This is a genomic window from Rhizobium tibeticum (genome assembly GCF_900110205.1).
Classification (GTDB): domain Bacteria; phylum Pseudomonadota; class Alphaproteobacteria; order Rhizobiales; family Rhizobiaceae; genus Rhizobium; species Rhizobium tibeticum.
Genome location: NZ_FOCV01000028.1, coordinates 50,082 through 68,882 on the forward strand (window position 1 = coordinate 50,082; position 18,801 = coordinate 68,882).

An 18,801-nucleotide genomic window follows, 5' to 3' on the forward strand; every position below is an offset into this window, starting at 1 on the left:
AACAGAGCCAGTGCCCTTGGACCGTATCGATCTCTTCCGCACCTTCACCCGCGTCGTCGAATGCGCAAGCTTCACCCGCGCAGCCGACACACTCGGCATGCCTCGCTCATCGGTATCGGCTGCGGTGATCGAGCTCGAAGCGCGGGTCGGCGCCCGCCTACTTCACCGCACCACACGAAAGGTCTCCCCGACCCAGGACGGCGCCGCCTTCTATGAGCGCTGTCTGCGGCTGATCGCCGATGTCGAGGAGACCGAGGGGTTGTTTCGGCAGACATCGGTCGGGCCGAGCGGTAGCCTCAGGATCGACGTGCCGGGCCGGATCGGGCGTCTCATCATCGCGCCGGCCTTGCCGGAATTCCTCGCCCGTCATCCTCAGCTCGACATTGAGCTGCGCGTCACCGATCGGGCCGTCAACCTCGTCGAGGAGAGCGTCGATTGCGTGCTGCGGGTCGGACCGCTCAGCGATTCCGGTCTCATAGCCCGCAAGATCGGCGACCTCCCGCTGATCAATGTCGCCAGCCCGGGCTATCTCGACCAATACGGCACACCAGGCGCGCCGGACGATCTCGGCGCGCATCTCGCCGTCAACTATGCCTCGCCGTCGACCGGCCGCGTTGAGGATTGGGAGTGGGTTGACGATGGCGAGGTGCGGATGATGCCGGTTCGTGGCCGCGTCAGCGTCAACAGCGCCGAAGCCTATATTGCCTGCTGCCTAGCCGGCCTCGGCCTCATCCAGATCCCGGCCTACGACGTTACGCGCCACCTAGATGCGGGGGAACTCGTCGAGGTGATGCCCGAACATCGCGCCGCGCCGATGCCGATGACGCTGCTCTATCCTCATCGTCAGCATCTTTCTCGCAGGCTCCAGGTTTTTGCGGATTGGCTTGAGCAACTCCTGAAACGGGAGATTCTGTAGGGAAGTGTCGGGCTGACGAGGGCACCTCGTAACTTCCTTCGGGGGAGCCAACGTCGATCGAGACGGCGAGATCAGAACAGGCGCCCGCCATTCGGCACAGATCTCTCCGGGGTAACCAACACCACGTTGCCCGCTTCGTCTGGAAATCCAAGTGTAAGCACTTCGGACAGGAACGGCCCGATCCGCCTCGGCCCCAGATTTACCACGCACGCCACCTGGCGACCGATCAGGGCATCGCGCGCATACAACTCGGTGACCTGCGCACTCGATCGTTTCGTCCCCAGCTCGGGGCCGAGATCGATCGTGAGTTTCCAGGCCGGCTTGCGCGCTTGGGGGAATTCGGCGACGTCGATGATCGTGCCAGCCCGGATGTCGACGGCGGTGAAGTCGTTGAACGTGATCGTGTCGGCCATAATGGATACTCCGTAAGTCGCTATTTGGTCAGGTGGCGTGCACGGCGGGCGCATGCCTGCGATGTGCCGCGATGCACGACAGGACACTCACCTCCACCAGCGTCGTCGAAGCCGCCCGCGAGATGCGCGACCGGCTGGAGGAACTCGGGCTCGTCAGCTTCTGCAAGACGACCGGCGGCAAAGGGCTGCATGTGGTCACGCCGCTTGCGGTGGCGAAGGGTAAGAAACTGGCTTGGCCGGAGGCAAAAGGCTTTGCCCATGATGTCTGCCTACAGATGGCGCGCGCGAATCCGGAGCGCTATCTGATCAAGATGGCGAAGAACCAGCGCAATGGCCGCATCTTCCTCGATTATCTGCGCAATGACCGAATGGCGACGGCGGTGGCGCCGCTGTCGCCGCGCGCCCGTCCCGGCGCCACGGTGTCGATGCCGCTGACCTGGAGCCAGGTGAGACGGATCTCGATCCCAAGCGGTTTACGATCCGAACCGTGCCGGCGCTTCTGGAAAAGACAAGCGCCTGGCAGGACTATTGCGACGGGCAGCGACCGCTCGAACAGGCGATCAAGCGGCTTGCCAAGGCAATGAAGCAGGCCGCCTGAACGCACGATCCGTCAGATACCATAGCGCCGATCGAGTTCTTTCAGGGCAGACTGCACTTCATCGATAGAAACTGGCTCTGGTGTTCCCGGCACCTGACGGAGGGCCGGTTTTGAATCGACAGCGTAAAAGTCCGACGCCCAGGCCGCGAGGATCGCCCGCTTGTCGTCGATGGAAAGAGCAGGAGCGCTCACAACATCGATTGGTCGCCGAAGCTGCATGCCCTGAACCAGCATCACATTGTCGACCGCCTGCTGCAGCATGATGTCCATCATCGGTCTACCTCAACGAACGTGCGGATCCCTGTCGCTTCGCAGGCGAGACGCGGCGATGGTGTTGGTGTCCGGTGCAAGCAGATCATGTTTGTCGGCGAAGGCGGCAAACAGTCCCCGCGCGGTCTCTGCTTCGATCTCACCGCGCAACGCCGCACTGCATGCCTTGAGCGCGACCGTGTGTGCGGTGTCTCGCATTGAAGCCGGCCATTCGACGAGATGTCGGTAAGCGTCCATCACGCTGCAAACCTCTGCCGGAAAGCCGAGGCCGACAAGAATGGAAACAGGCTGTCTGAACATATCGGGTTTCATCGCTCTCTCCTTCCCAACCCGGATGTTGATGGGCGCCGTCGCCACGGCGCCCTTGTTGTTGAGCGGACAATGTAGATTAGGCCGCCTTCTGCGCCTCGATCTGCACTCGATCAACCGACGTCAAAGCGGGCTCGCTCTGGATCGAGATTTTGCGCGGCTTCAGTGCCTCGGGGATCTCGCGAACGAGATCGATCGACAGGAGACCGTTGCTCAGATCCGCCCCGTTCACCCTGACATGGTCGGCAAGCTCGAACCGGTGTTCGAACGGCCGGCCGGCAATGCCGCGATGCAGGTAGCCATCCGCGGCCACTTCCTGCTTCTTGCCGGTCACGGTCAGAAGATTGGATTGGAACGTGATGTCGAGATCGTCCTGGGCAAAGCCTGCCACCGCAATCGAAATCCGATAGCTGTCATCATCGGTCTTGACGATGTCATAGGGCGGCCAGTCGCTGATCGAGCGGGCGCGCTGGGCGTTCTCGAGAAGATTGAAGACCCGGTCGAACCCGACGCTGGACCGGAAGAGAGGTGCGTAGTCGTAAGATGTTGCCATAGCCATATCCTCCTTGAAGCAACATGGGGTACGGAAGCGCCGAAGACGGTGCCTCCAGCAAGGCCAGCCCTGTTATCAGCGGCTGACGTCAATCGATTTGGTTTTTGAGAATTTCGGATTCAAGAGCGCAGCCCGAAAAAATTCGGGCCCTTTTTCCTCTGCCGGCACCACTCAATCGAGCTCGTAAACCGCGGCGTTATCCTGAACTTCGCGCAAGCCTTTGTAAGAGGCATGGCGCAGATTGCTGTCGTCGGTCCAGCCGCGGAATTCGATCTCGGCGATCAACGTCGGCTGCGCAAAGACGTAGTTCTTACCTTTCAGCGGGACGACCGGCGTCCTGGTTTTCAGCATGTCGAGCGTCTTCTTCAGATATGCGGCATCCTTTTCCTTGAAGCCCGTGCCCATGGCGCCGACATAGACCCAATCATGGCCTCGCCGGCCTGCAAGCAGAAGACTGCCGATGCCACCGCGCGCCGCGGCTGACTGCTCGTAACCGACAATCATGAAGCTTTCACTCTGGACGCATTTGATCTTCAGCCAATCTCCCCTCCGGCCCGAGCGGTAAGGGCTGTCGCGGTGCTTGGCGATAATACCTTCCATTCCAAGAGAGCAAGCGTTGGCCAACAACCCTGTTCCGTCTCCCTGGACTTCCTCCGAGAGCTGGATGGCGCCCACGGCGCCTTCCAACAAATCTTCGAGAAGATGCCGCCGGACTGAAAGCTCGGTCTTCGTGAGATCGTGCCCATCGAAATACAGAAGGTCGAAGGCAAACAGAATGGATTCCGTCGAGGATCGTTTACCGCCGCGTCCGCCGAGCGACCGCTGCAGCGCTCCGAAGTCGGATCGGCCCTCAGCGCTGAGGACGACAGCCTCCCCGTCGAGAATCGCTGTCCCAACCCCGAGTTCCTTGGCCGCCGCGGCAATGGCCGGGAAACGGTGTGTCCAGTCATGGCCGCCACGGGTGATGATCCGCACGCCCTTCGGCTCGATGTGGATGGCGAGGCGGTAGCCGTCCCATTTGATTTCATAGGCCCAGTCTGGTCCGGACGGTGGTGCGGTCTTGAGCAACGCCAGGCACGGTTCGACGCGATCGGGCATAGGGTCGAACGGGAGGTTGGGTTGGGCGGGATCGCGCTTGCGCCTGGGCTTGGATTTGGCGATGAACGCATCGTCTTGCAGCAAAGGTTTGACGCGTTTGCTCATTTTCCGGTCCGGGTTTCTGCCGCGACGGACTTCTTCAAAGCGTCCATAATGTTGATGACGTTGCTCGGTAGGGGCGCTGATGCCGGCGCCTTGGCCCTGGTCTTCGATGGCTTCTTCAGCGCCTTCTTCTTTTCCGCGATGATATCGAGAAGCCGGTCCTGGACTGGATCGATGACCATTTTCGGGTTCCAGTGCTGGGTCTGCTTTTTGATCAGTTGACCGATCAGCGGCATCATGTCGGAATCCGCTGTCTCATCACCGATGCCCTCGAAATAGGTCTCTTCATCACGCACCTCGTCACCATAGCGCAAAGTCCAGAGAACGATACCCTTGCCGCGTGGCTCCAACATGACGGCGCGCTCGCGCCGCGTGATGACCAGCCGCGAAATACCGACCATATCCTGGGATTCCATCGCGTCGCGTATGACCGAGAACGCCTCCTGGCCGACCGGATCGTTCGGCGACAGATAATAGGGCGTATCCAGCCAGATCCACTCGATCGTATCGCGCGGGGTAAAGGTAGAGATGTCGATGGTCTTGGTGCTGTCGAGCGCGACATTTTCGAGCTCCTCGTCTTCCAGGATGATGTATTCGTCCTCGCCGCGCTGATAGCCTTTGACCTCGTCCTCCTCCCTGACCTCTTTCCCCGTCACGGAGTCCACATAATGACTGACGACCCGGTTCTGGGTCTCGCGATTGAGCGTGTGGAAGCGAACTTTTTCGTTTTCGGAAGTCGCGGGCATCATCTGCACCGGGCAAGTGACCAGTGACAGTTTGAGATAGCCTTTCCAGTAGGGACGGACTGCCATGAAATCCTCCGATCAGCTTGCGCGGCGCGCTGGCGTCGACCCGGCCTTCGACTTCGCTGCGGCGGCAGGTTTGGCGGCCTTTTGGCGACTGGTGCCTTTGTTGACATTGGCGGCTGCGCGTTTCGGCTCGGCCTTGGCTCCGAGCCCCGCACTTTCGCGCAGTGCCTGGAGCAGATCGCTCGGCTTGGAAGCGACTGGCGCCTTCTTCTTCGGGAGCGACCGACCTTCGATCTTGGCCTTCACCAGTTCGGCGACAGCGGCCTCATACCGGTCGTCGAAGGTGCTGGCATCGAAACTGCCCTTCTTTTTCCCGATGATATGTTCCGCCAGATCGAGCATCTCACCCTCGATCTTCAGGTCCGGCATCTCCTCGAACGCTTTCTCGGATGAACGGACTTCGTAGTCGAAGTTCAGCGTCGAGGCGATCAGGCCCTTGCCGTGCGCGCGGATCAGGACCGTGCGCATCCGGCGAAAGAGGACGGTGCGAGCGATGGCGGCGACCTTGGCTTTTTTCATGCCGTCACGCAGAAGGACGAAAGCGTCCTTGCCCATCCTGTCCGGCGCCAGATAGTACGGTTTGTCGAAATAGACGTCGTCGATTTCGTTGCAGGGAATAAAGGCGTCGATCTTCAGGGTCTTGTCGCTCTCAGGCACGGCGGCGGCGACTTCATCGGGTTCCAGAACGATATACTGGCCGTTTTCGACCTCGTAACCTTTGACCTGCTCGTCGCGCTCGACGGGATCGCCAGTTTCGCTATCGACGAATTCTCGCCTCACCCGATTGCCGGTCTTACGATTGAGGGTGTTAAACGCAATGCGTTCCGACGAGGAAGCTGCGGTGTAAAGCGCCACCGGACAGGACACCTCTCCGAATTTGATGAAGCCTTTCCAATTGGCTCTTGGGGCAACCATGACGCTGAACTCCTGATGCAACTTTGGCGATTCAAGCGAATCAGCGGGCAATTGTTCCGAGTCGAAACGAATCATTTTTCAATGACTTAGCCATTCGGCCGCGCCCGTTTTACGAGTCCCGGTTAGGCCACTGATTCGCATGCATCTTTTGGGCGTCAGGTGCGTTTATGGAAAGCAGCAACCACGAAGGAGTCTCGCCATGACCAAACGCGAACTAATCGATACGGGAACCGACAAACGGTACGTGCGCCGCGATGAAGAGGGCAAGTTCAAGGAGAGTGTTGACGTTTCGCGCTCCCTCTCGACCGATGCTCGCCACGATGCCAAACACGACGCAAAACCCGGTCAGGGTGACAAGGGCGATCATACGCGCCGATAAAACCGGTGAAGCTCGCAACCTACAACGTCAACGGCATCAATGGGCGCCTCGAGGTGCTGCTGCGCTGGCTCGCCGAGGCGAAACCAGATGTCGTCTGCCTGCAGGAACTGAAGGCGCCGGACGAGAAGTTTCCCCGCCGCGAGATTGAGCGCGCCGGGTACGGTGCTATCTAGCACGGTCAGAAATCCTGGAACGGCGTGGCGATCCTCGCCCGCGATCAGGATCCCCGCGAAACCCGTCGAGGGCTCCCCGGCGACCCCGACGACAGTCATAGCCGCTACATCGAAGCGGCGATCGACGGCATTGTCGTGGGATGCCTTTATCTTCCAAACGGAAATCCCGCGCCAGGCCCGAAGTTTGACTACAAGCTCCGCTGGTTCGAACGCTTGCACGCCTATGCGGATGAACTACTGGAACTGGAGGTGCCCGTGGCGCTCGTCGGCGATTTCAACGTCATGCCGACCGAGCTCGACGTCTACAAGCCGGAGCGGTGGCTCGACGACGCGTTGTTTCGCCCGGAGGTGAGAGCCGCATACGCCGACCTTGTGGACCAGGGCTGGACAGACGCGATCCGATTTCTTCATCCCGATGAGCGCATCTATACATTCTGGAAATATTTCCGGAATTCCTTTGCCCGCGATGCGGGGTTGCGCATCGATCATTTCCTCCTCAGCCCGTCCCTGCGCCAACGTCTCACCGCGTGTGGTGTCGACAAGTTTGCGCGTGGCTGGGACCATACAAGCGACCATGCGCCTGTCTGGATTGAACTCGATGACGGATAGCTTATCTGTCACCATCCGACCTTGCTCAACGATCGACCAAAGATCTCCACAGCCGGGGCGGCTTAGGGTATAGGGTTAGTCACCGTCGAGACGATGTCGACCCAGGGATCACGCGTCGCGATAGTGGCAATTGCTCCCGCTATAGGGTTTGTTTCGCACGTCGACATGCCGCAAAGACTGAAAAGGAACTGAAATGGCGACCGGTACTGTTAAGTTTTTCAACGATGATAAGGGATTTGGCTTCATCACTCCGGAGAATGGAGGAGCGGACGTATTCGTTCACGTGTCCGCTTTGCAGCAAGGTGGCTCGCTTAGAGAAGGTGACAAGGTCAGCTTCGAGGTAGGCCAGGACCGAAAGACCGGGAAGTCCAAGGCCGAGAACGTCAGCGTGCTCTGACTGCGGGGGCCGCATCCGGCCTGACCAAGAAATTCCGGCAAAGCCCGTTTGGTCGCAACACCGTTCATTCAGACCGAAAGCGTTGCCGGCGCCAAGGCCGCTAAGACAAACCGGGGGCGTGAGGCACTGGAGAATTGCCGGTCGGACCCAGGGACGCCTATCTCAGTGTCCAAGACGTTCGGCCGCGACAACGAGCCGTATCGACAGGCCTTCGGGTTTCCAGTCGCGCAAAATCTCGCCACCGAGTTGACCGCGCACGGTCGCTTTGGCGAGGAGAGTGCCGAACCCTTCGCCGTCCATTTCGTGATCGACAGGGGGCCCGCCGCTTTCAGTCCAGGTGAGGACAAAATTGTCTCCCTCCTCGGCGCAGGCGATATCCACGCGGCCCTCCGACACCGACAGGGCTCCATATTTCGCAGCGTTTGTTGCAAACTCATGGAGCAGCAGCGCGAAACTCGTGACCGCACCACCGGCAATCATGATGTCGGGACCCGTGACGAAAGCCCGCGACTGGTGGTTGTCGTAGGCGCCTTCGCCATAAGGCGCTACGATCGTCTCGATCAGTGCATGCAACGTCGTTGCCTGGTCACTTCGGCTGGCAGCTTCGGATGTCCGGGGTGTCGTGAGTGCATGCGCCTGTGCGAGCGCATTCAAGCGGGCCGAAACCGCGGCCGCGAGTTCACCAGACGTTGCCGTCGAGCGAGCGCTCAACGTCACCACGCTACCAGCAAGGGTGAACAGGTTTTTCACCCGGTGATCCATCTCCCGGATGAGGAGATGCTGCTGTTCCTCGGCGCGTCTTCGCTCAGTGATGTCGCGCGCAATCTTCGAGGCGCCGATGACCTGACCCTGACGATTTCGGATCGGAGAAACGGACAGGGAAATCTCGATTAGGTTGCCATCCTTGCGCCGCCGGATCGTTTCGTAGTGATCGATGCGCTCCCCACGGCGAATGCGGCCAAGGATCTCCGGCTCCTCGTTATGGCGGTCGAGCGGAATAAGCATGGTGACCGGCTTGCCGATGGCTTCCGCTGCCGTGTAGCCGAACAGGCGTTCCGCGCCGCGATTCCAGCTGATGATGGTTCCGTTGAGATCTTTGGCAAGGATCGCATCGTCGGAGGACTCGACGATGGCCGCAATCCGTTGAGCGGTCTCGTCGGCGATCGCGCGCTCGGTAAGGTCGATCATCATATTGACCGCCCCGATGAGATCTCCGCCTGCATTGAAAATCGGCGTGGGAAACGGGAGGAACGGAACGCGCGTGCCGTCCGGACGTTCGGCGATGGCTTCGAGGCCTCTGATAGGCTGCTTTTCCTTCAGCGCCATCGCCATCGGGCATTCGTCATGTGGCAACGGCGTTCCATCTGGCCAATAGAGTTTCCACGAACCGCAGAACTCGCTGGTCCCAATTTCCGGGCTGACGCCCCACATTTCGGCTGCGGCCTTGTTGTAGAACGTGATCTGACCATTGGGGTCGGTCGTGTAGATCGCCTCCGGCAGTGCTTCAAGGACCTCCTGGATGCCCATTTGATTGCCGAACGCAGGCATTTGCCCATTTCCGGCAAGAGTATCGGAGCGCGCGGGTGGTGTGTCGCTTTCGCTGATCGACAGGTGACTCATGCGATACTCCGTTCCTGGGCGGTGCTCGCCTCATTCGCCGGACTTCCGCACGATATGGCCGCGCTGGCGCGACTACGGGTTAAAAACCCTCCCGTTTCAAGCAATTGAAACATAGCGTATCTAGGCGCAAAAATATACTGAATAGCCAACGCGCTTTTTGGGCAGCGTTCCAGGATTTCCGGTCCAAAAATGGCGATGCGCGACCCGAAATGGCGCGTATCACCGTGATGCGATCGTGGGGTTGATTATAGGCGACTTGCCCCAGGTTAATATGCCCCGTTTTTGTGCCGCGGGGGTCGTATCAGCGGCAGCTGGTTGGTCGCCTTGAAAGGACTCGAACCAGCGTTCCATCTCCCCGAATTCTACACGCCTGAAAACACTGGAATATCCGGACGGAGCGAGTTCCATCGTAGCTGCCTCGCGTTCCGCAAAATGTCATTCATTCCCGGCATTTAGAAGATTGCCAACCGGAACGTGCACCGCGACGTATCAAACAGGTGGATGGCGACGAGACTGGCCTTCCTGATCCGCAATCGCCTTGACGACCTCGAAGTCCATTGCGGCACGCGGCTCAAACGCTTCGCAGAACGGACGATCGAAACAGGCATTGTGAAGTTGCGAGGTCATTCCGGTCCAAGTCCGATTGCAGCGTCCTCCAGCGTACAGTACGCATCGGCGCCGGTGCAATCAACGACCACCTTGGTCCGGCTGTTTTGGCCAGGGGAGCTGCGAATTTCGCTGGTTAGACCAAGGAAGTGCTTGGGGGCCTGACATCAAAATCGTAGGATGCTGAATATTGATTTCATCCATTTGAGAGCGTCCATGGACAATCAGGCACAACAGCCAAACCGGGAACATCACTTTTACGTTTCGACGGCCAAGTTCCTTTTCCACCATTCTCAGCACGGCATTGTGGCTGTTCGCGATCCGATAAAGCTGACGGATGCGGAGCGATACGGTTTGAGTCCCATTCTACTCTACGGCCTCACCGCCGCCGGCCTGCCGATCCGCTGGCTGACATTTTCCACCATGAAGCAACGCAGATCTTTGCGCGATGTGTTGCTGACGGCGTGGAAAAACGCGGAGAGTTTGCGCGGCCTGCCAGATATTCTCCGTGTGAATCGCTATCTGGCACAGGCAGATCCGTTGCTGGCGGCAGATCTTGCCAAGATCGGCGTGCGTCTTGAGGTGGCCAACGCCAAGGATAAGACTGTGCCTGCCTCTGACCACGGCTTGGCGCGGCTAAAGTGGGTCGCCGTTGAAGAATGAAATCCGGTCTATCATTAGTTGTCCGACTATTTACACAGCGTTCCGTGGCACGCGATTGAAGTTGATCAACAGTATTTGCCAGCGCTATCCGGCAAAACGGCGTGGCAATCCATTTGGTTGGGAGGGAGGAGGAGCTTTGATAGCCTTCTCCCATGGCTGCCCGAACAACGCACCAGCAATCCTTTGGACCACCGCAAACGAATGGCAGCCGATTTTCAAAGGTCGTACCACGATAGCCGCGGCAGACGGCCTTTCGCATCGATGAGGCGGATCTCCTAAGAAGACGAACTGAACGCTTGTTGAAAACGAATGAAATAAGGGCGCGTTTGGACGCACCCGATGGAAAACTATGGCTTTCTGCAATGGCCGTCCTCGCGGCCTCAGAGGACGGTGCGCGCGGACCGCGCAATGTCTCCGCACGTCTCGGTCTACCCTTCGGCGAGGTTCGCATGAACATCAACCTTTGCAAGGAAGCTGGATGGATTTCAGATAGTGGCGTGCTGACTATGCTGGGGAGAATGGAACTTCGTCGACTGAGACGAAGATTGCGGCCAAAACCAATCTTCCCATCCGACGCAAATCCGTTCTACTATCCGAGTCAGCTGAGGGCTCCATGAGGGTGATTAGGAATGCGCCGCGAAAGCGGCGATGGGCATCACGGATGTCCAGAGTACCGGATTCTCGATGCTCGTCTCGCGTAGCGACATTTTCATGCTGCGCAATGGCACGAGCCTTTCCCGGCGGCGTCTTGGGGGCGCCTCGTGCCATTACCCACCGAATGGGGTCAAAGTAATGCAATCGTGGAGCCCTCAGCAGTACCGATACGATGGCGCTCAACACGGCGTATCCGACGAGACAATCGAAAGCGTGATTGCCCGAGTGGAACTCATCGCGGCTGTGAATCCAAGCATCACCCCGGTACTTACCCTGCGTCACCTCAGCGAATTATGCGGGGTTGAATACGGCTTTTTGCGCCGGATTGTGTCTCGCTCAACGGTCCCTTACCGTGTATTCAGCCTACGAAAAAGGATCCCGGGCCGAACCCGCCATCGCCTGATCTGTGTTCCGCGCAACGAGCTCAAGGCTGCCCAAGACTGGATTGTCAGAAACATCCTCCGGCATACGAAAGCGCATGGGGCGAGCTTCGCCTATCATCCGAAGTCACGTCCCGAGCTTGGTGCTCATAGACATTGTGGTTGTGACTATTTACTGAAAATCGACATAACGGATTTTTTTCACAGCGTTAGTGAAGGCCGGATTTTTCGAATTTTTGCTGAGCTCGGCTTCTCGGAGCTTGTAGCATTCGAGTTAGCGCGATTGACCACAATCATCGCGCAAGGGACGGAGCGTCCGGATTGGATTGCCGCCGCTCGGTGGCCGGCTATCCCAGCCTACCAAACATCCTACGAGGGCTTTCTTCCTCAAGGGGCGTCAACAAGTCCGATGCTTTCGAACCTAGCGATGCTGGCCTTGGACGCGAGAATTGCGGGAATGGCCTCTGATGCCGGTCTTGTCTACACCAGATACGCCGATGATCTCACGTTTTCCGGCCGGAAACCTCACGATCTAAAATCGATGAAGCGCTTCAAGCGCAAGGTCTTTGACGCGCTGAACGAAGCTGGGTTCAGACCAAACCTTCGGAAATCGTCGATCCGGGGACCCGGCGCACGGAGGATTGTGCTTGGGATGCTGGTTGATGGACCTAGGCCCAGATTGGCAAAGGAGTTCAAGGACGACTTGCGTAAACATCTTCATTACCTGAGGTCGAAGGATTATGGGCCGGCAAAGCATGCGGCAGCAAACAAGACATCCATCAGCGCAATGTTTCACATGGTACGCGGCCTGATCGGTTGGGCCACGCGAGTGGAGCCGCAGTATGGACGATCGTGCCTGGTTGAATTCCGAAAAGTCGTGTGGCCTCCTTTAATTCCATAATCTGGAGGCAGCGGTCGCGAAGTTCGACCGAGAGATCGCTGTTGCCGAGAAGGCAGATGAGGGAGAAGAAGCTGGCTTTCGTGAGCCTGCACGGCGGTTGAGAGTGCAGATCTAAGCAGGAGCAACATGGAAAAGATCGAATATCTCTATGATGATGTCGGCGCGTCGAAAGCTTTCGTCCTCTCGCTCAAACTGAAGGTAATCCGTGAACGCTTCTCCTCGCTGCAGGACTGGAATCCTGACAATTGCGCGCTGATATTGCTAGGGGGGAAACCAGTCGCCCTTGCTGATTGCAATCGTTCCGAAGACGGCCTTGGAGCCATTTGCGGTTTGATTGCCCGCCCAGGCTTCGGGGGATACGCGGTCAACGCTCTATCCGCATTGAAGCGTAATACGCAGCTGCGACACTGGGCTGCTGCAGTTCGAGCACCAATCCTGCGGTGTTTGGGATAGCTCGTCGATATCTCGACGAGCTATACGACCAGGGTGCTTGGGAAATATCCAATGAACTGATGCTGAAACACGGAGCACTTGGCCACCTTCGTCCTACACCTTTGGTTATTTCCACTTTTCATCTGAGACATTTGCAACTTCCGCCGATCAAAGATTGGAGCTCCGCGACCAGACGACAACTTCTGGAAGCTGCCCGATCTCCTGGGACAGTCAATCTCGTTGCACCGTCCGGCGATAATCTCGGTCCATTGATGATGACGTTGGCATTCGAACTCGCCACCACCGTGGGGTTGGTGCGTCAGAATATGACCCGTACTCTTATGTTCATAATGATGGCGATGAACGGGATACCGGTTCCGGATAAAATGGCACGAAAGTTCATCTCGCCGTCGGCGCCAGGTGACTTTCAGCAGAGCATTGATGTCGCGCTTGCGTCGTTGGATGGGTCCGGAACGCTGCTCTTTTCGCCACAGAAAATGGGAGGAAGGCTGCCTTGGAACAACTGAGGTCGATCACGGTTGGCAGGGAAAAGCGCCGCTTAAATAACTAGCCTTTCCAACCAATCAACTCTTGATTGACCCGAAGCGCATCTTCCACCATTTAAATGTTCTTCTTTTGTTCTCGTCGTGCTATTCTCTCTGGATTAGACCAGTTCAGGCTTTTCCAGATGTCGCGAAAGATAATTCATATAGACATGGACGCTTTTTATGCGTCAGTGGAGCAACGAGATAATCCGGCGTTGCGCGGCCTTGCGATCGCTGTAGGAGGCTCAGGGGCGCGCGGTGTTCTGACGACCGCGAGTTATGAAGCGCGCAAGTTCGGTGTCCACTCGGCAATGCCTTCGGTTACCGCGGCTCGCAAGTGTCCGGGCCTTATATTCGTCAAACCGCGGTTCGAAGTCTATCGCGCCGTGTCACAGCAAATCAGAGACATTTTCTACGACTACACGCCGCTTGTTGAACCCCTTTCGCTCGACGAGGCTTATCTGGATGTCACCAAGAACCTCAAGGGGATGGAGATTGCGACCGAAATCGCCACGGAGATTCGAGCAAGGATCCTGGCTGTGACCGGCCTGACGGCTTCGGCGGGCATTTCGTACAACAAGTTTCTGGCAAAAATCGCGAGTGACCTCAACAAACCGAATGGGCAGGCCGTCATCGCGCCAAAGAACGGCCTTCATTCATTGAGCGGCTTCCCGTGAAGAAATTTCATGGTGTCGGCCCTGCAACGGCAGAGAAGATGCATCGGCTGGGTATAGAGACCGGCGCGGATATTAAAGAGCGATCAGTGGAGTTCCTCACTCAACACTTTGGCAAGGCAGGCACGTACTTCTATGGCATCGCGCGCGGGCTTGATACCCGGGAAGTGCAACCTGATCGAGAGAGAAAGTCGATCGGCGCCGAGGACACGTTCACCGAAGACGTTTTTGAACTCGAGACTGCACGCGAGCAATTGCATCCACTCGTATCCAAGGTGTGCCAGTTCTGCAGCAACAATGACACCGGAGGAAAGACCGTAACGCTGAAGGTCAAGTATTCCGACTTTCAGACCATTACCCGCAGCCGAACGTCGCCGGTAGCCAATCGCACCGAAGCTTCCGTCTGGATGGTACTGGAGCCTCTGCTCCAATCCGTATTTCCGACGAGAAAGGGTATCCGTCTGCTCGGGATCAGCCTTGGAATTTTGGAGGGAGCAGATCAGAATACACAGCTTGATCTTGCTCTCTAATTCCAGGGAGAAGGGTTAAGGCTTGCCGCCCAGGTCGTATCCACCAAGATCTTCGCTGAGTGCGGTCAGACGATCGAGCGCCGCCATGCGCTTAGCATCGCGTGCGTCCTTGAACGCCTCAACATCGTAAGCACGGAGCCGGCGATGCGTTCCAACCTTCCCTGCACTGATCTCACCCCGATCGATCAAGCGAACGAGATATTGCCGAGATACGCCCAAAATCTCTGCTGCATCTTGGGTCGACAAGAGTTCTTCATCGGCAAGCACCGTGACCTGTCGTCCCTGCGCCACCAACTCGGCGGCACGGAACATTACGTCGGCAAGCACACTCGGCAATTCCACCGACTCGCCATTGACGAGGACGACTTGAACGGACTCTGCCTGCTTGGTCGACCGGGAGACGAGCATATTCGCGAGGCGCGCAGCGGCGGTCCTCTCCATAGGGAGAACTGCGCTAGACGACTGTTCCGATCTTCCTGAGGAAGGATTGCGATGTGATGTAGCCATGGGCGCAATATGGTCCATAAACGCTATAAACGCAACCTCCCCGTTTTCATAGCGAACACGGCGGCTAGGGCGCTACGCATGCTCGACTTGATGTGCACCGCTGGCCGATCTAAGTTCCGGCCTTTCCATAGTATGCGACGTCGCGCTCGAAGATCGAAGGCGTCAAACAGAGCGGCGACAGTGAAATGATAACCGTAGTCCTGGACGCAAATGTCCTTTACCCAATGCTTTTGCGCGACACCCTCCTGCGATGCGCTGCCGCCGGACTCTTTCAAATCCGTTGGTCCTCCAAGATTCTCGAAGAGATGACAAGCAATCTGGTGAGAGACTACGGCATGCCGGCAGATGCAGCCGAGGCATTACGCCAAATTATGGATGAAGCGTTCCCCGAGGCGATGGTCGACGGGTGGGAGGAGCTTGAACCAGCGATGCGCAACGACAGCAAAGACCGGCATGTGGCGGCGGCCGCAGCTGCGTCGGGCGCGGTTGCGATCGTCACCGCGAACACTCGGGACTTCTATGATCTCCCAACTGGCATCGACGCGGCGCATCCTGATGAGTTTCTATGCGCATTGTTCGAAGCAACGCCTTCGAAGGTGAGCGACGTGCTGCATAGGCAAGCTAGCGGCTATCGGAGGCCGACACTGACCACGGCCGAGTTGCTTGCAAGGCTTGCCGTCACCACGCCAAATTTTGCGCGGATTGTCCTTGAGCACCTGAACGAAGAGGGCTAGCGGAGCGCTCTCGCAGACCATGCCCGGTATCAGACGGGCGCCGCTCACTCGCTGTCGGCAACCTGTCGTAACGAGGCCGGAAGACTTCGGCAGGCCGCAATTCGTGGCCCGAGTATCTCGGAAACGAAACCATGATGGCGCTCGGGAATGCCCATTCTGGCTCCGGTAAGGCCGTTGAAAACAAGGTCAGCGACTTGTTCACGCCCAAAGGTAGACAGAATTAGATCCGAACACAGGATATCGGCGGTCGCGATCACTTGCATCGCAGCAAAACGATCCGCCGCAATCCTGAGCGCCTTGCGTTCATCAATGACGACCGTTCGACCGTGCACCAATCCAAGTGCGAGGGTTGCAGCCTCACCATCGTCCAACGTCTGATCAGCGGACCCGGTAACAAGGCTGGCGAAGATGAGCTCTCCGTCATCATCAAACGGAAGGAATTCGAGAAGTCGTTCGTCAGCCAGCGCGCGCGCCAAGCCCGCGTCGTCCCGCCCATTGAAACGGTCGATAAAAAGCTCATCTCGAACAACCGTGCTCGCGCAGAGCGTCACTCCAAATGCGCGAACGATATCGGAGGCCCGGCCCGTTGCGTTTAAGTTGATGATCACACTCGAATCCACGACAAGAGGAGCCGAGATTTTACCGGAGAATAGAGGTTGCCGCATTGGCCCCACTTTCTTCGGCATCGATATCCATCAGAATGTCGCGCACTTTGACACGGTCAAGGCGCAGCATCCTCGAAATCTGGCCCTCGCTCAGAAGTCCCCGTTTGGCTGCTTGGTAGGCCATGAGGCCGGTCTTGATAGGGACTGGTAACGCCGCGTCATCCTTCATTCGATCATTTTGGGTCACGTCCCCTAAGACCTGCCTGACATGATCATCGGTGATGTTTCCATTTGCTTGAAACCAGTCCCAGGTCCCACGTTTGGTAAGCTGCAGCTCCTCGAGCCTTCGCACCATCGCCTCGCGCGAAACGTGGAAGAAATGCGCGAGAACGATCACGTGGCGGCGGGTCAGGCTGGAAGCGCCAGCGGTTACCTCTTCGAACTTCTGCCGGACCGCCTGAGCTGGAGTAAGAAACCCACGCGCAAAGGCATTGGCATATTTTTCCTCTCGCGAGCTTTCCAATTCGTCGATCTCGCTGACTTCAGCCTGCATCCGCGTCGATACCAGGTGGCCAAGTTCGTGGGCTGCCGTCTGGGTTCGACGATCCAGAGGATGGCTCGCATTCAGGAGGATGCAAGCGCCAACCGACTCTTGGAATGCAAACAATCCGGAAATTTTTCCGGGCAAGCGGCGGACATAGAGGCGAACACCCATCTGCATTTCCAGAACGGCGCCGATGTCAGATACGGGCGCCAGTCCGAGCCCCAGCCAATGACGCAGCTCCAGCGCATGCTGCTCCGCCTGCTGGCGAACATCCCCCGCAAGGATTGCGCGCTCGGGCGGAAGGTTTCGGACATGGGCGATACCGAGCAGCGTTTCTAGCTCGACATCCGCACGGACCAGCTGAGCCATCAGTTCCGCAGCCGTAGTGACGACCGGTTCGTCATGATCGACGAGTTTGCGGAACTTGGGCGTTAGCTCCACGTGAACAGCTTCTTTGCGCAGCAGCGCGTTGACGCTCGTACCGTAGAATTGGGCGAGTTGTTGGAGTTCGCCAATTTTGACCCGGCGCGCGCCTTTCTCCATTGCAACGAGGGTAGTACGCGCCGCCCCGATTACCGCTGCCGCATCCGCCTGCGTCTTCGCCGCGTTTTCGCGGGCGATACGCAAGCGTTCGCCGATTTGTTCCGAGTTGAGCTGTTCGTGACTCTCGCTCATGAGGTCACGCCAACCATTGGGCAACAAATGATTTCGGCCCGAGATCCTTCATAAACGCCTTCCATTCTCTGTCATGCTGTCCGAGTAGGCCTAAAAGTCTCTCCTCGGCTTCAGTTGTCGTCATTTGCAGCCGCTCCCCCAGCTGCCAGGCGTGTCGCTTCAAGCGAACGCGGTGGAGGGGGGAAGAGCGCATTTCGGCGAGATGATCAAGATGCAGCGCTCCGGCGATCCCGTATCGCTGCATTGCCCGCGTGACCTTCGTGAAGCCCGGGACAACTCCGTCCTCAAAACTTCCCGAGCGCAGGTCTTCCCAAATATAGTTCTCTTTTGGCTCACTGATACCGGCAGAATGGAAACTGAGCCTCCGCAACATGCAGGCTGCGCATATACCGCAGTGCCGGCGCGTTCTATCGAACGACGAATTTCTGCTCTGCTGCCAGCAGGAGCGAGTTTTGTTCCACTCTTCGGGATCGGATTCGATCGCGGCAAATTCTGCCAAGGTCTGCCCCTTCGTTTTCCAAAGCTGCGGAAGTCGAAAGTGGATCGAGTAACCGAATATCGCGTCAAAAACCTCCTCCATTTTGCATAGGAAGCGGGGGTGGTTGCGATAGTCTTCATAGCCGTGGCTGGTTGGAACAAGCGTCGGTCCCAATGCACCTTGTCCACTTTCTGGCATAGCCACGTCATGGGTCCCGACGAGATATGCGGCCAGTGCACTCAATAGCGTAAATTTGAATCCACGGCTTCGCACCGACGACTCTTTGATCCCGACCGGCTTCATGTTGACAGAGAACGGAATATTCAGAAACGGCACCTTCCTGCGATCGCGAACGGGCCGGTCGTCGGCTTTCGAGCCGACACGAACCCTGATCAGCCTATCGACTCGGCCCTGCGCACCGAGGATTGCCGAGACTGCACGCGAGTCTAAGCCATCGCTAAAGGGCGTAATCGTGCGACCGGTATCGCCCCATTCGAACAAGCTTTGTTGTCCGAAATCGCTGTCAGCGCTGAGCTTGGCACCGGTGAAAGTCAGTTTCCACTCATCTCCGGTCAAAAACTTCAGTGCGGCGGCAATGCATTCCATCACGCGTGGGTTTTGCCAGCGCGCCGCGTCATGCACGGGCAGCTGCAGATCAATCCGGCGTGCCCAGCCGTAGCCTGGGCGCTTAAGAGCCTGTCGCAATACTCGA

At 58.0% G+C, this 18,801-nt stretch carries 23 protein-coding genes and 3 pseudogenes; 13 read left to right on the forward strand and 13 right to left on the reverse strand.

Features of this window, described 5'->3' with window-relative positions; translation table 11 throughout:
* Positions 1-16 precede the first annotated feature (16 nt).
* Positions 17-916 carry a LysR family transcriptional regulator gene (locus tag BSG20_RS25415; protein WP_072379747.1) on the forward strand — a complete coding sequence of 300 codons (900 nt, stop codon included), beginning with the start codon at positions 17-19 and terminating at the stop codon, positions 914-916.
* Between the two features lie 71 nt (positions 917-987).
* On the opposite strand, the gene BSG20_RS25420 is transcribed toward BSG20_RS25415, so the two are convergent.
* A complete protein-coding gene (locus BSG20_RS25420) occupies positions 988-1,329 on the reverse strand; it encodes a tRNA-binding protein (protein WP_072379749.1) in 342 nt (113 codons plus the stop codon).
* A gap of 98 nt (positions 1,330-1,427) precedes the next feature.
* Here BSG20_RS25420 and ligD (BSG20_RS25425) point away from each other — a divergent pair.
* A pseudogene (ligD, locus tag BSG20_RS25425) lies at positions 1,428-1,927 on the forward strand (non-homologous end-joining DNA ligase LigD); the annotation flags it as partial.
* A gap of 12 nt (positions 1,928-1,939) precedes the next feature.
* On the opposite strand, the gene BSG20_RS25430 reads toward ligD (BSG20_RS25425), so the two are convergent.
* The 6 genes from BSG20_RS25430 to ku (BSG20_RS25455) all read right to left on the reverse strand — a co-directional run bounded on the left by BSG20_RS25430 (position 1,940) and on the right by ku (BSG20_RS25455) (position 5,983).
* Positions 1,940-2,200: a hypothetical protein gene (locus BSG20_RS25430; RefSeq protein WP_072379751.1), complete on the reverse strand. Its 261-nt coding sequence runs from the start codon at positions 2,198-2,200 to the stop codon at positions 1,940-1,942.
* 9 nt (positions 2,201-2,209) lie between these two features.
* Positions 2,210-2,509 carry a DUF982 domain-containing protein gene (locus tag BSG20_RS25435; protein ID WP_072379753.1) on the reverse strand — a complete coding sequence of 100 codons (300 nt, stop codon included), beginning with the start codon at positions 2,507-2,509 and terminating at the stop codon, positions 2,210-2,212.
* 76 nt (positions 2,510-2,585) lie between these two features.
* Positions 2,586-3,059, reverse strand: coding sequence for an Hsp20 family protein (locus BSG20_RS25440; protein WP_072379755.1), 474 nt, complete (start codon positions 3,057-3,059; stop codon positions 2,586-2,588).
* A gap of 171 nt (positions 3,060-3,230) precedes the next feature.
* Positions 3,231-4,262 carry a non-homologous end-joining DNA ligase gene (gene ligD / locus BSG20_RS25445; protein ID WP_072379757.1) on the reverse strand — a complete coding sequence of 344 codons (1,032 nt, stop codon included), beginning with the start codon at positions 4,260-4,262 and terminating at the stop codon, positions 3,231-3,233.
* Positions 4,259-5,071, reverse strand: coding sequence for a non-homologous end joining protein Ku (ku, locus tag BSG20_RS25450; RefSeq protein ID WP_072379759.1), 813 nt, complete (start codon positions 5,069-5,071; stop codon positions 4,259-4,261). Before ku (BSG20_RS25450) ends, ligD (BSG20_RS25445) begins: the two co-directional genes overlap by 4 nt.
* Before the next feature lie 12 nt (positions 5,072-5,083).
* Complete coding sequence (gene ku / locus BSG20_RS25455; protein WP_072379800.1) at positions 5,084-5,983, reverse strand: non-homologous end joining protein Ku; 900 nt, start codon at positions 5,981-5,983, stop codon at positions 5,084-5,086.
* Positions 5,984-6,182: 199 nt separating this feature from the next.
* Here ku (BSG20_RS25455) and BSG20_RS25460 point away from each other — a divergent pair, with 199 nt between their 5' ends.
* The 3 genes and pseudogenes from BSG20_RS25460 (at position 6,183) to BSG20_RS25470 (ending at position 7,541) form a co-directional block, all read left to right on the forward strand.
* The gene (locus BSG20_RS25460; protein ID WP_072379761.1) at positions 6,183-6,362 is read left to right on the forward strand and encodes a hypothetical protein; all 180 of its coding nucleotides are present in this window, start codon (positions 6,183-6,185) and stop codon (positions 6,360-6,362) included.
* A 5-nt stretch (positions 6,363-6,367) separates the two neighbouring features.
* Positions 6,368-7,144: pseudogene (xth, locus tag BSG20_RS25465) on the forward strand (exodeoxyribonuclease III).
* 193 nt (positions 7,145-7,337) lie between these two features.
* The gene (locus tag BSG20_RS25470) at positions 7,338-7,541 is read left to right on the forward strand and encodes a cold-shock protein (protein WP_072379763.1); all 204 of its coding nucleotides are present in this window, start codon (positions 7,338-7,340) and stop codon (positions 7,539-7,541) included.
* A 162-nt stretch (positions 7,542-7,703) separates the two neighbouring features.
* Here the strand turns inward: BSG20_RS25470 and BSG20_RS25475 are convergent, their stop codons facing one another.
* Together BSG20_RS25475 and BSG20_RS36635 are read right to left on the reverse strand one after the other, a co-directional pair.
* Positions 7,704-9,161, reverse strand: coding sequence for a PAS domain S-box protein (locus BSG20_RS25475; protein WP_072379766.1), 1,458 nt, complete (start codon positions 9,159-9,161; stop codon positions 7,704-7,706).
* A 489-nt stretch (positions 9,162-9,650) separates the two neighbouring features.
* Positions 9,651-9,788, reverse strand: a complete 138-nt coding sequence (locus BSG20_RS36635) for a hypothetical protein (RefSeq protein WP_167371604.1) — start codon at positions 9,786-9,788, stop codon at positions 9,651-9,653.
* Positions 9,789-9,947: 159 nt separating this feature from the next.
* Between BSG20_RS36635 and BSG20_RS25480 the strand changes: the two genes are divergently transcribed.
* From BSG20_RS25480 to dinB, 7 genes and pseudogenes are all read left to right on the forward strand, one after another.
* Positions 9,948-10,430, forward strand: coding sequence for a hypothetical protein (locus tag BSG20_RS25480; RefSeq protein WP_177309888.1), 483 nt, complete (start codon positions 9,948-9,950; stop codon positions 10,428-10,430).
* 61 nt (positions 10,431-10,491) lie between these two features.
* Complete coding sequence (locus BSG20_RS38925; RefSeq protein ID WP_420884129.1) at positions 10,492-10,695, forward strand: phosphoribosyltransferase-like protein; 204 nt, start codon at positions 10,492-10,494, stop codon at positions 10,693-10,695.
* Positions 10,696-10,792: 97 nt separating this feature from the next.
* A complete protein-coding gene (locus BSG20_RS38930; protein WP_420884128.1) occupies positions 10,793-11,047 on the forward strand; it encodes a hypothetical protein in 255 nt (84 codons plus the stop codon).
* 31 nt (positions 11,048-11,078) lie between these two features.
* Positions 11,079-12,365 (forward strand): reverse transcriptase family protein, encoded by a 1,287-nt coding sequence (locus tag BSG20_RS25485; protein WP_072379770.1) that lies wholly within the window; start codon positions 11,079-11,081, stop codon positions 12,363-12,365.
* 126 nt (positions 12,366-12,491) lie between these two features.
* Positions 12,492-12,818, forward strand: a complete 327-nt coding sequence (locus BSG20_RS25490) for a hypothetical protein (protein WP_072379772.1) — start codon at positions 12,492-12,494, stop codon at positions 12,816-12,818.
* Between the two features lie 59 nt (positions 12,819-12,877).
* Positions 12,878-13,324: a hypothetical protein gene (locus tag BSG20_RS35800; RefSeq protein WP_143147531.1), complete on the forward strand. Its 447-nt coding sequence runs from the start codon at positions 12,878-12,880 to the stop codon at positions 13,322-13,324.
* 161 nt (positions 13,325-13,485) lie between these two features.
* Positions 13,486-14,546, forward strand: a pseudogene (gene dinB / locus BSG20_RS25500) (DNA polymerase IV).
* 15 nt (positions 14,547-14,561) lie between these two features.
* On the opposite strand, the gene BSG20_RS25505 reads toward dinB, so the two are convergent.
* Positions 14,562-14,987: a helix-turn-helix domain-containing protein gene (locus BSG20_RS25505; RefSeq protein ID WP_244541421.1), complete on the reverse strand. Its 426-nt coding sequence runs from the start codon at positions 14,985-14,987 to the stop codon at positions 14,562-14,564.
* 251 nt (positions 14,988-15,238) lie between these two features.
* On the opposite strand from BSG20_RS25505, the gene BSG20_RS25510 reads away from it, so the two are divergent.
* On the forward strand, positions 15,239-15,787 hold the full coding sequence (locus tag BSG20_RS25510; protein ID WP_072379777.1) for a VapC50 family PIN domain-containing toxin: 549 nt from the start codon (positions 15,239-15,241) through the stop codon (positions 15,785-15,787).
* Between the two features lie 44 nt (positions 15,788-15,831).
* Here the strand turns inward: BSG20_RS25510 and BSG20_RS25515 are convergent, their stop codons facing one another.
* From BSG20_RS25515 to BSG20_RS25525, 3 genes are read right to left on the reverse strand one after another with little or no spacing between them, the layout of a single operon-like run.
* A complete protein-coding gene (locus tag BSG20_RS25515; RefSeq protein ID WP_083539990.1) occupies positions 15,832-16,473 on the reverse strand; it encodes a PIN domain-containing protein in 642 nt (213 codons plus the stop codon).
* Positions 16,427-17,611, reverse strand: coding sequence for an ImmA/IrrE family metallo-endopeptidase (locus BSG20_RS25520; RefSeq protein ID WP_072379781.1), 1,185 nt, complete (start codon positions 17,609-17,611; stop codon positions 16,427-16,429). The genes BSG20_RS25515 and BSG20_RS25520 overlap by 47 nt, the downstream gene beginning before the upstream one ends.
* Before the next feature lie 4 nt (positions 17,612-17,615).
* Positions 17,616-18,794, reverse strand: coding sequence for a 7-cyano-7-deazaguanine synthase (locus BSG20_RS25525; RefSeq protein ID WP_244541423.1), 1,179 nt, complete (start codon positions 18,792-18,794; stop codon positions 17,616-17,618).
* Between the last annotated feature and the right edge of the window lie 7 nt (positions 18,795-18,801).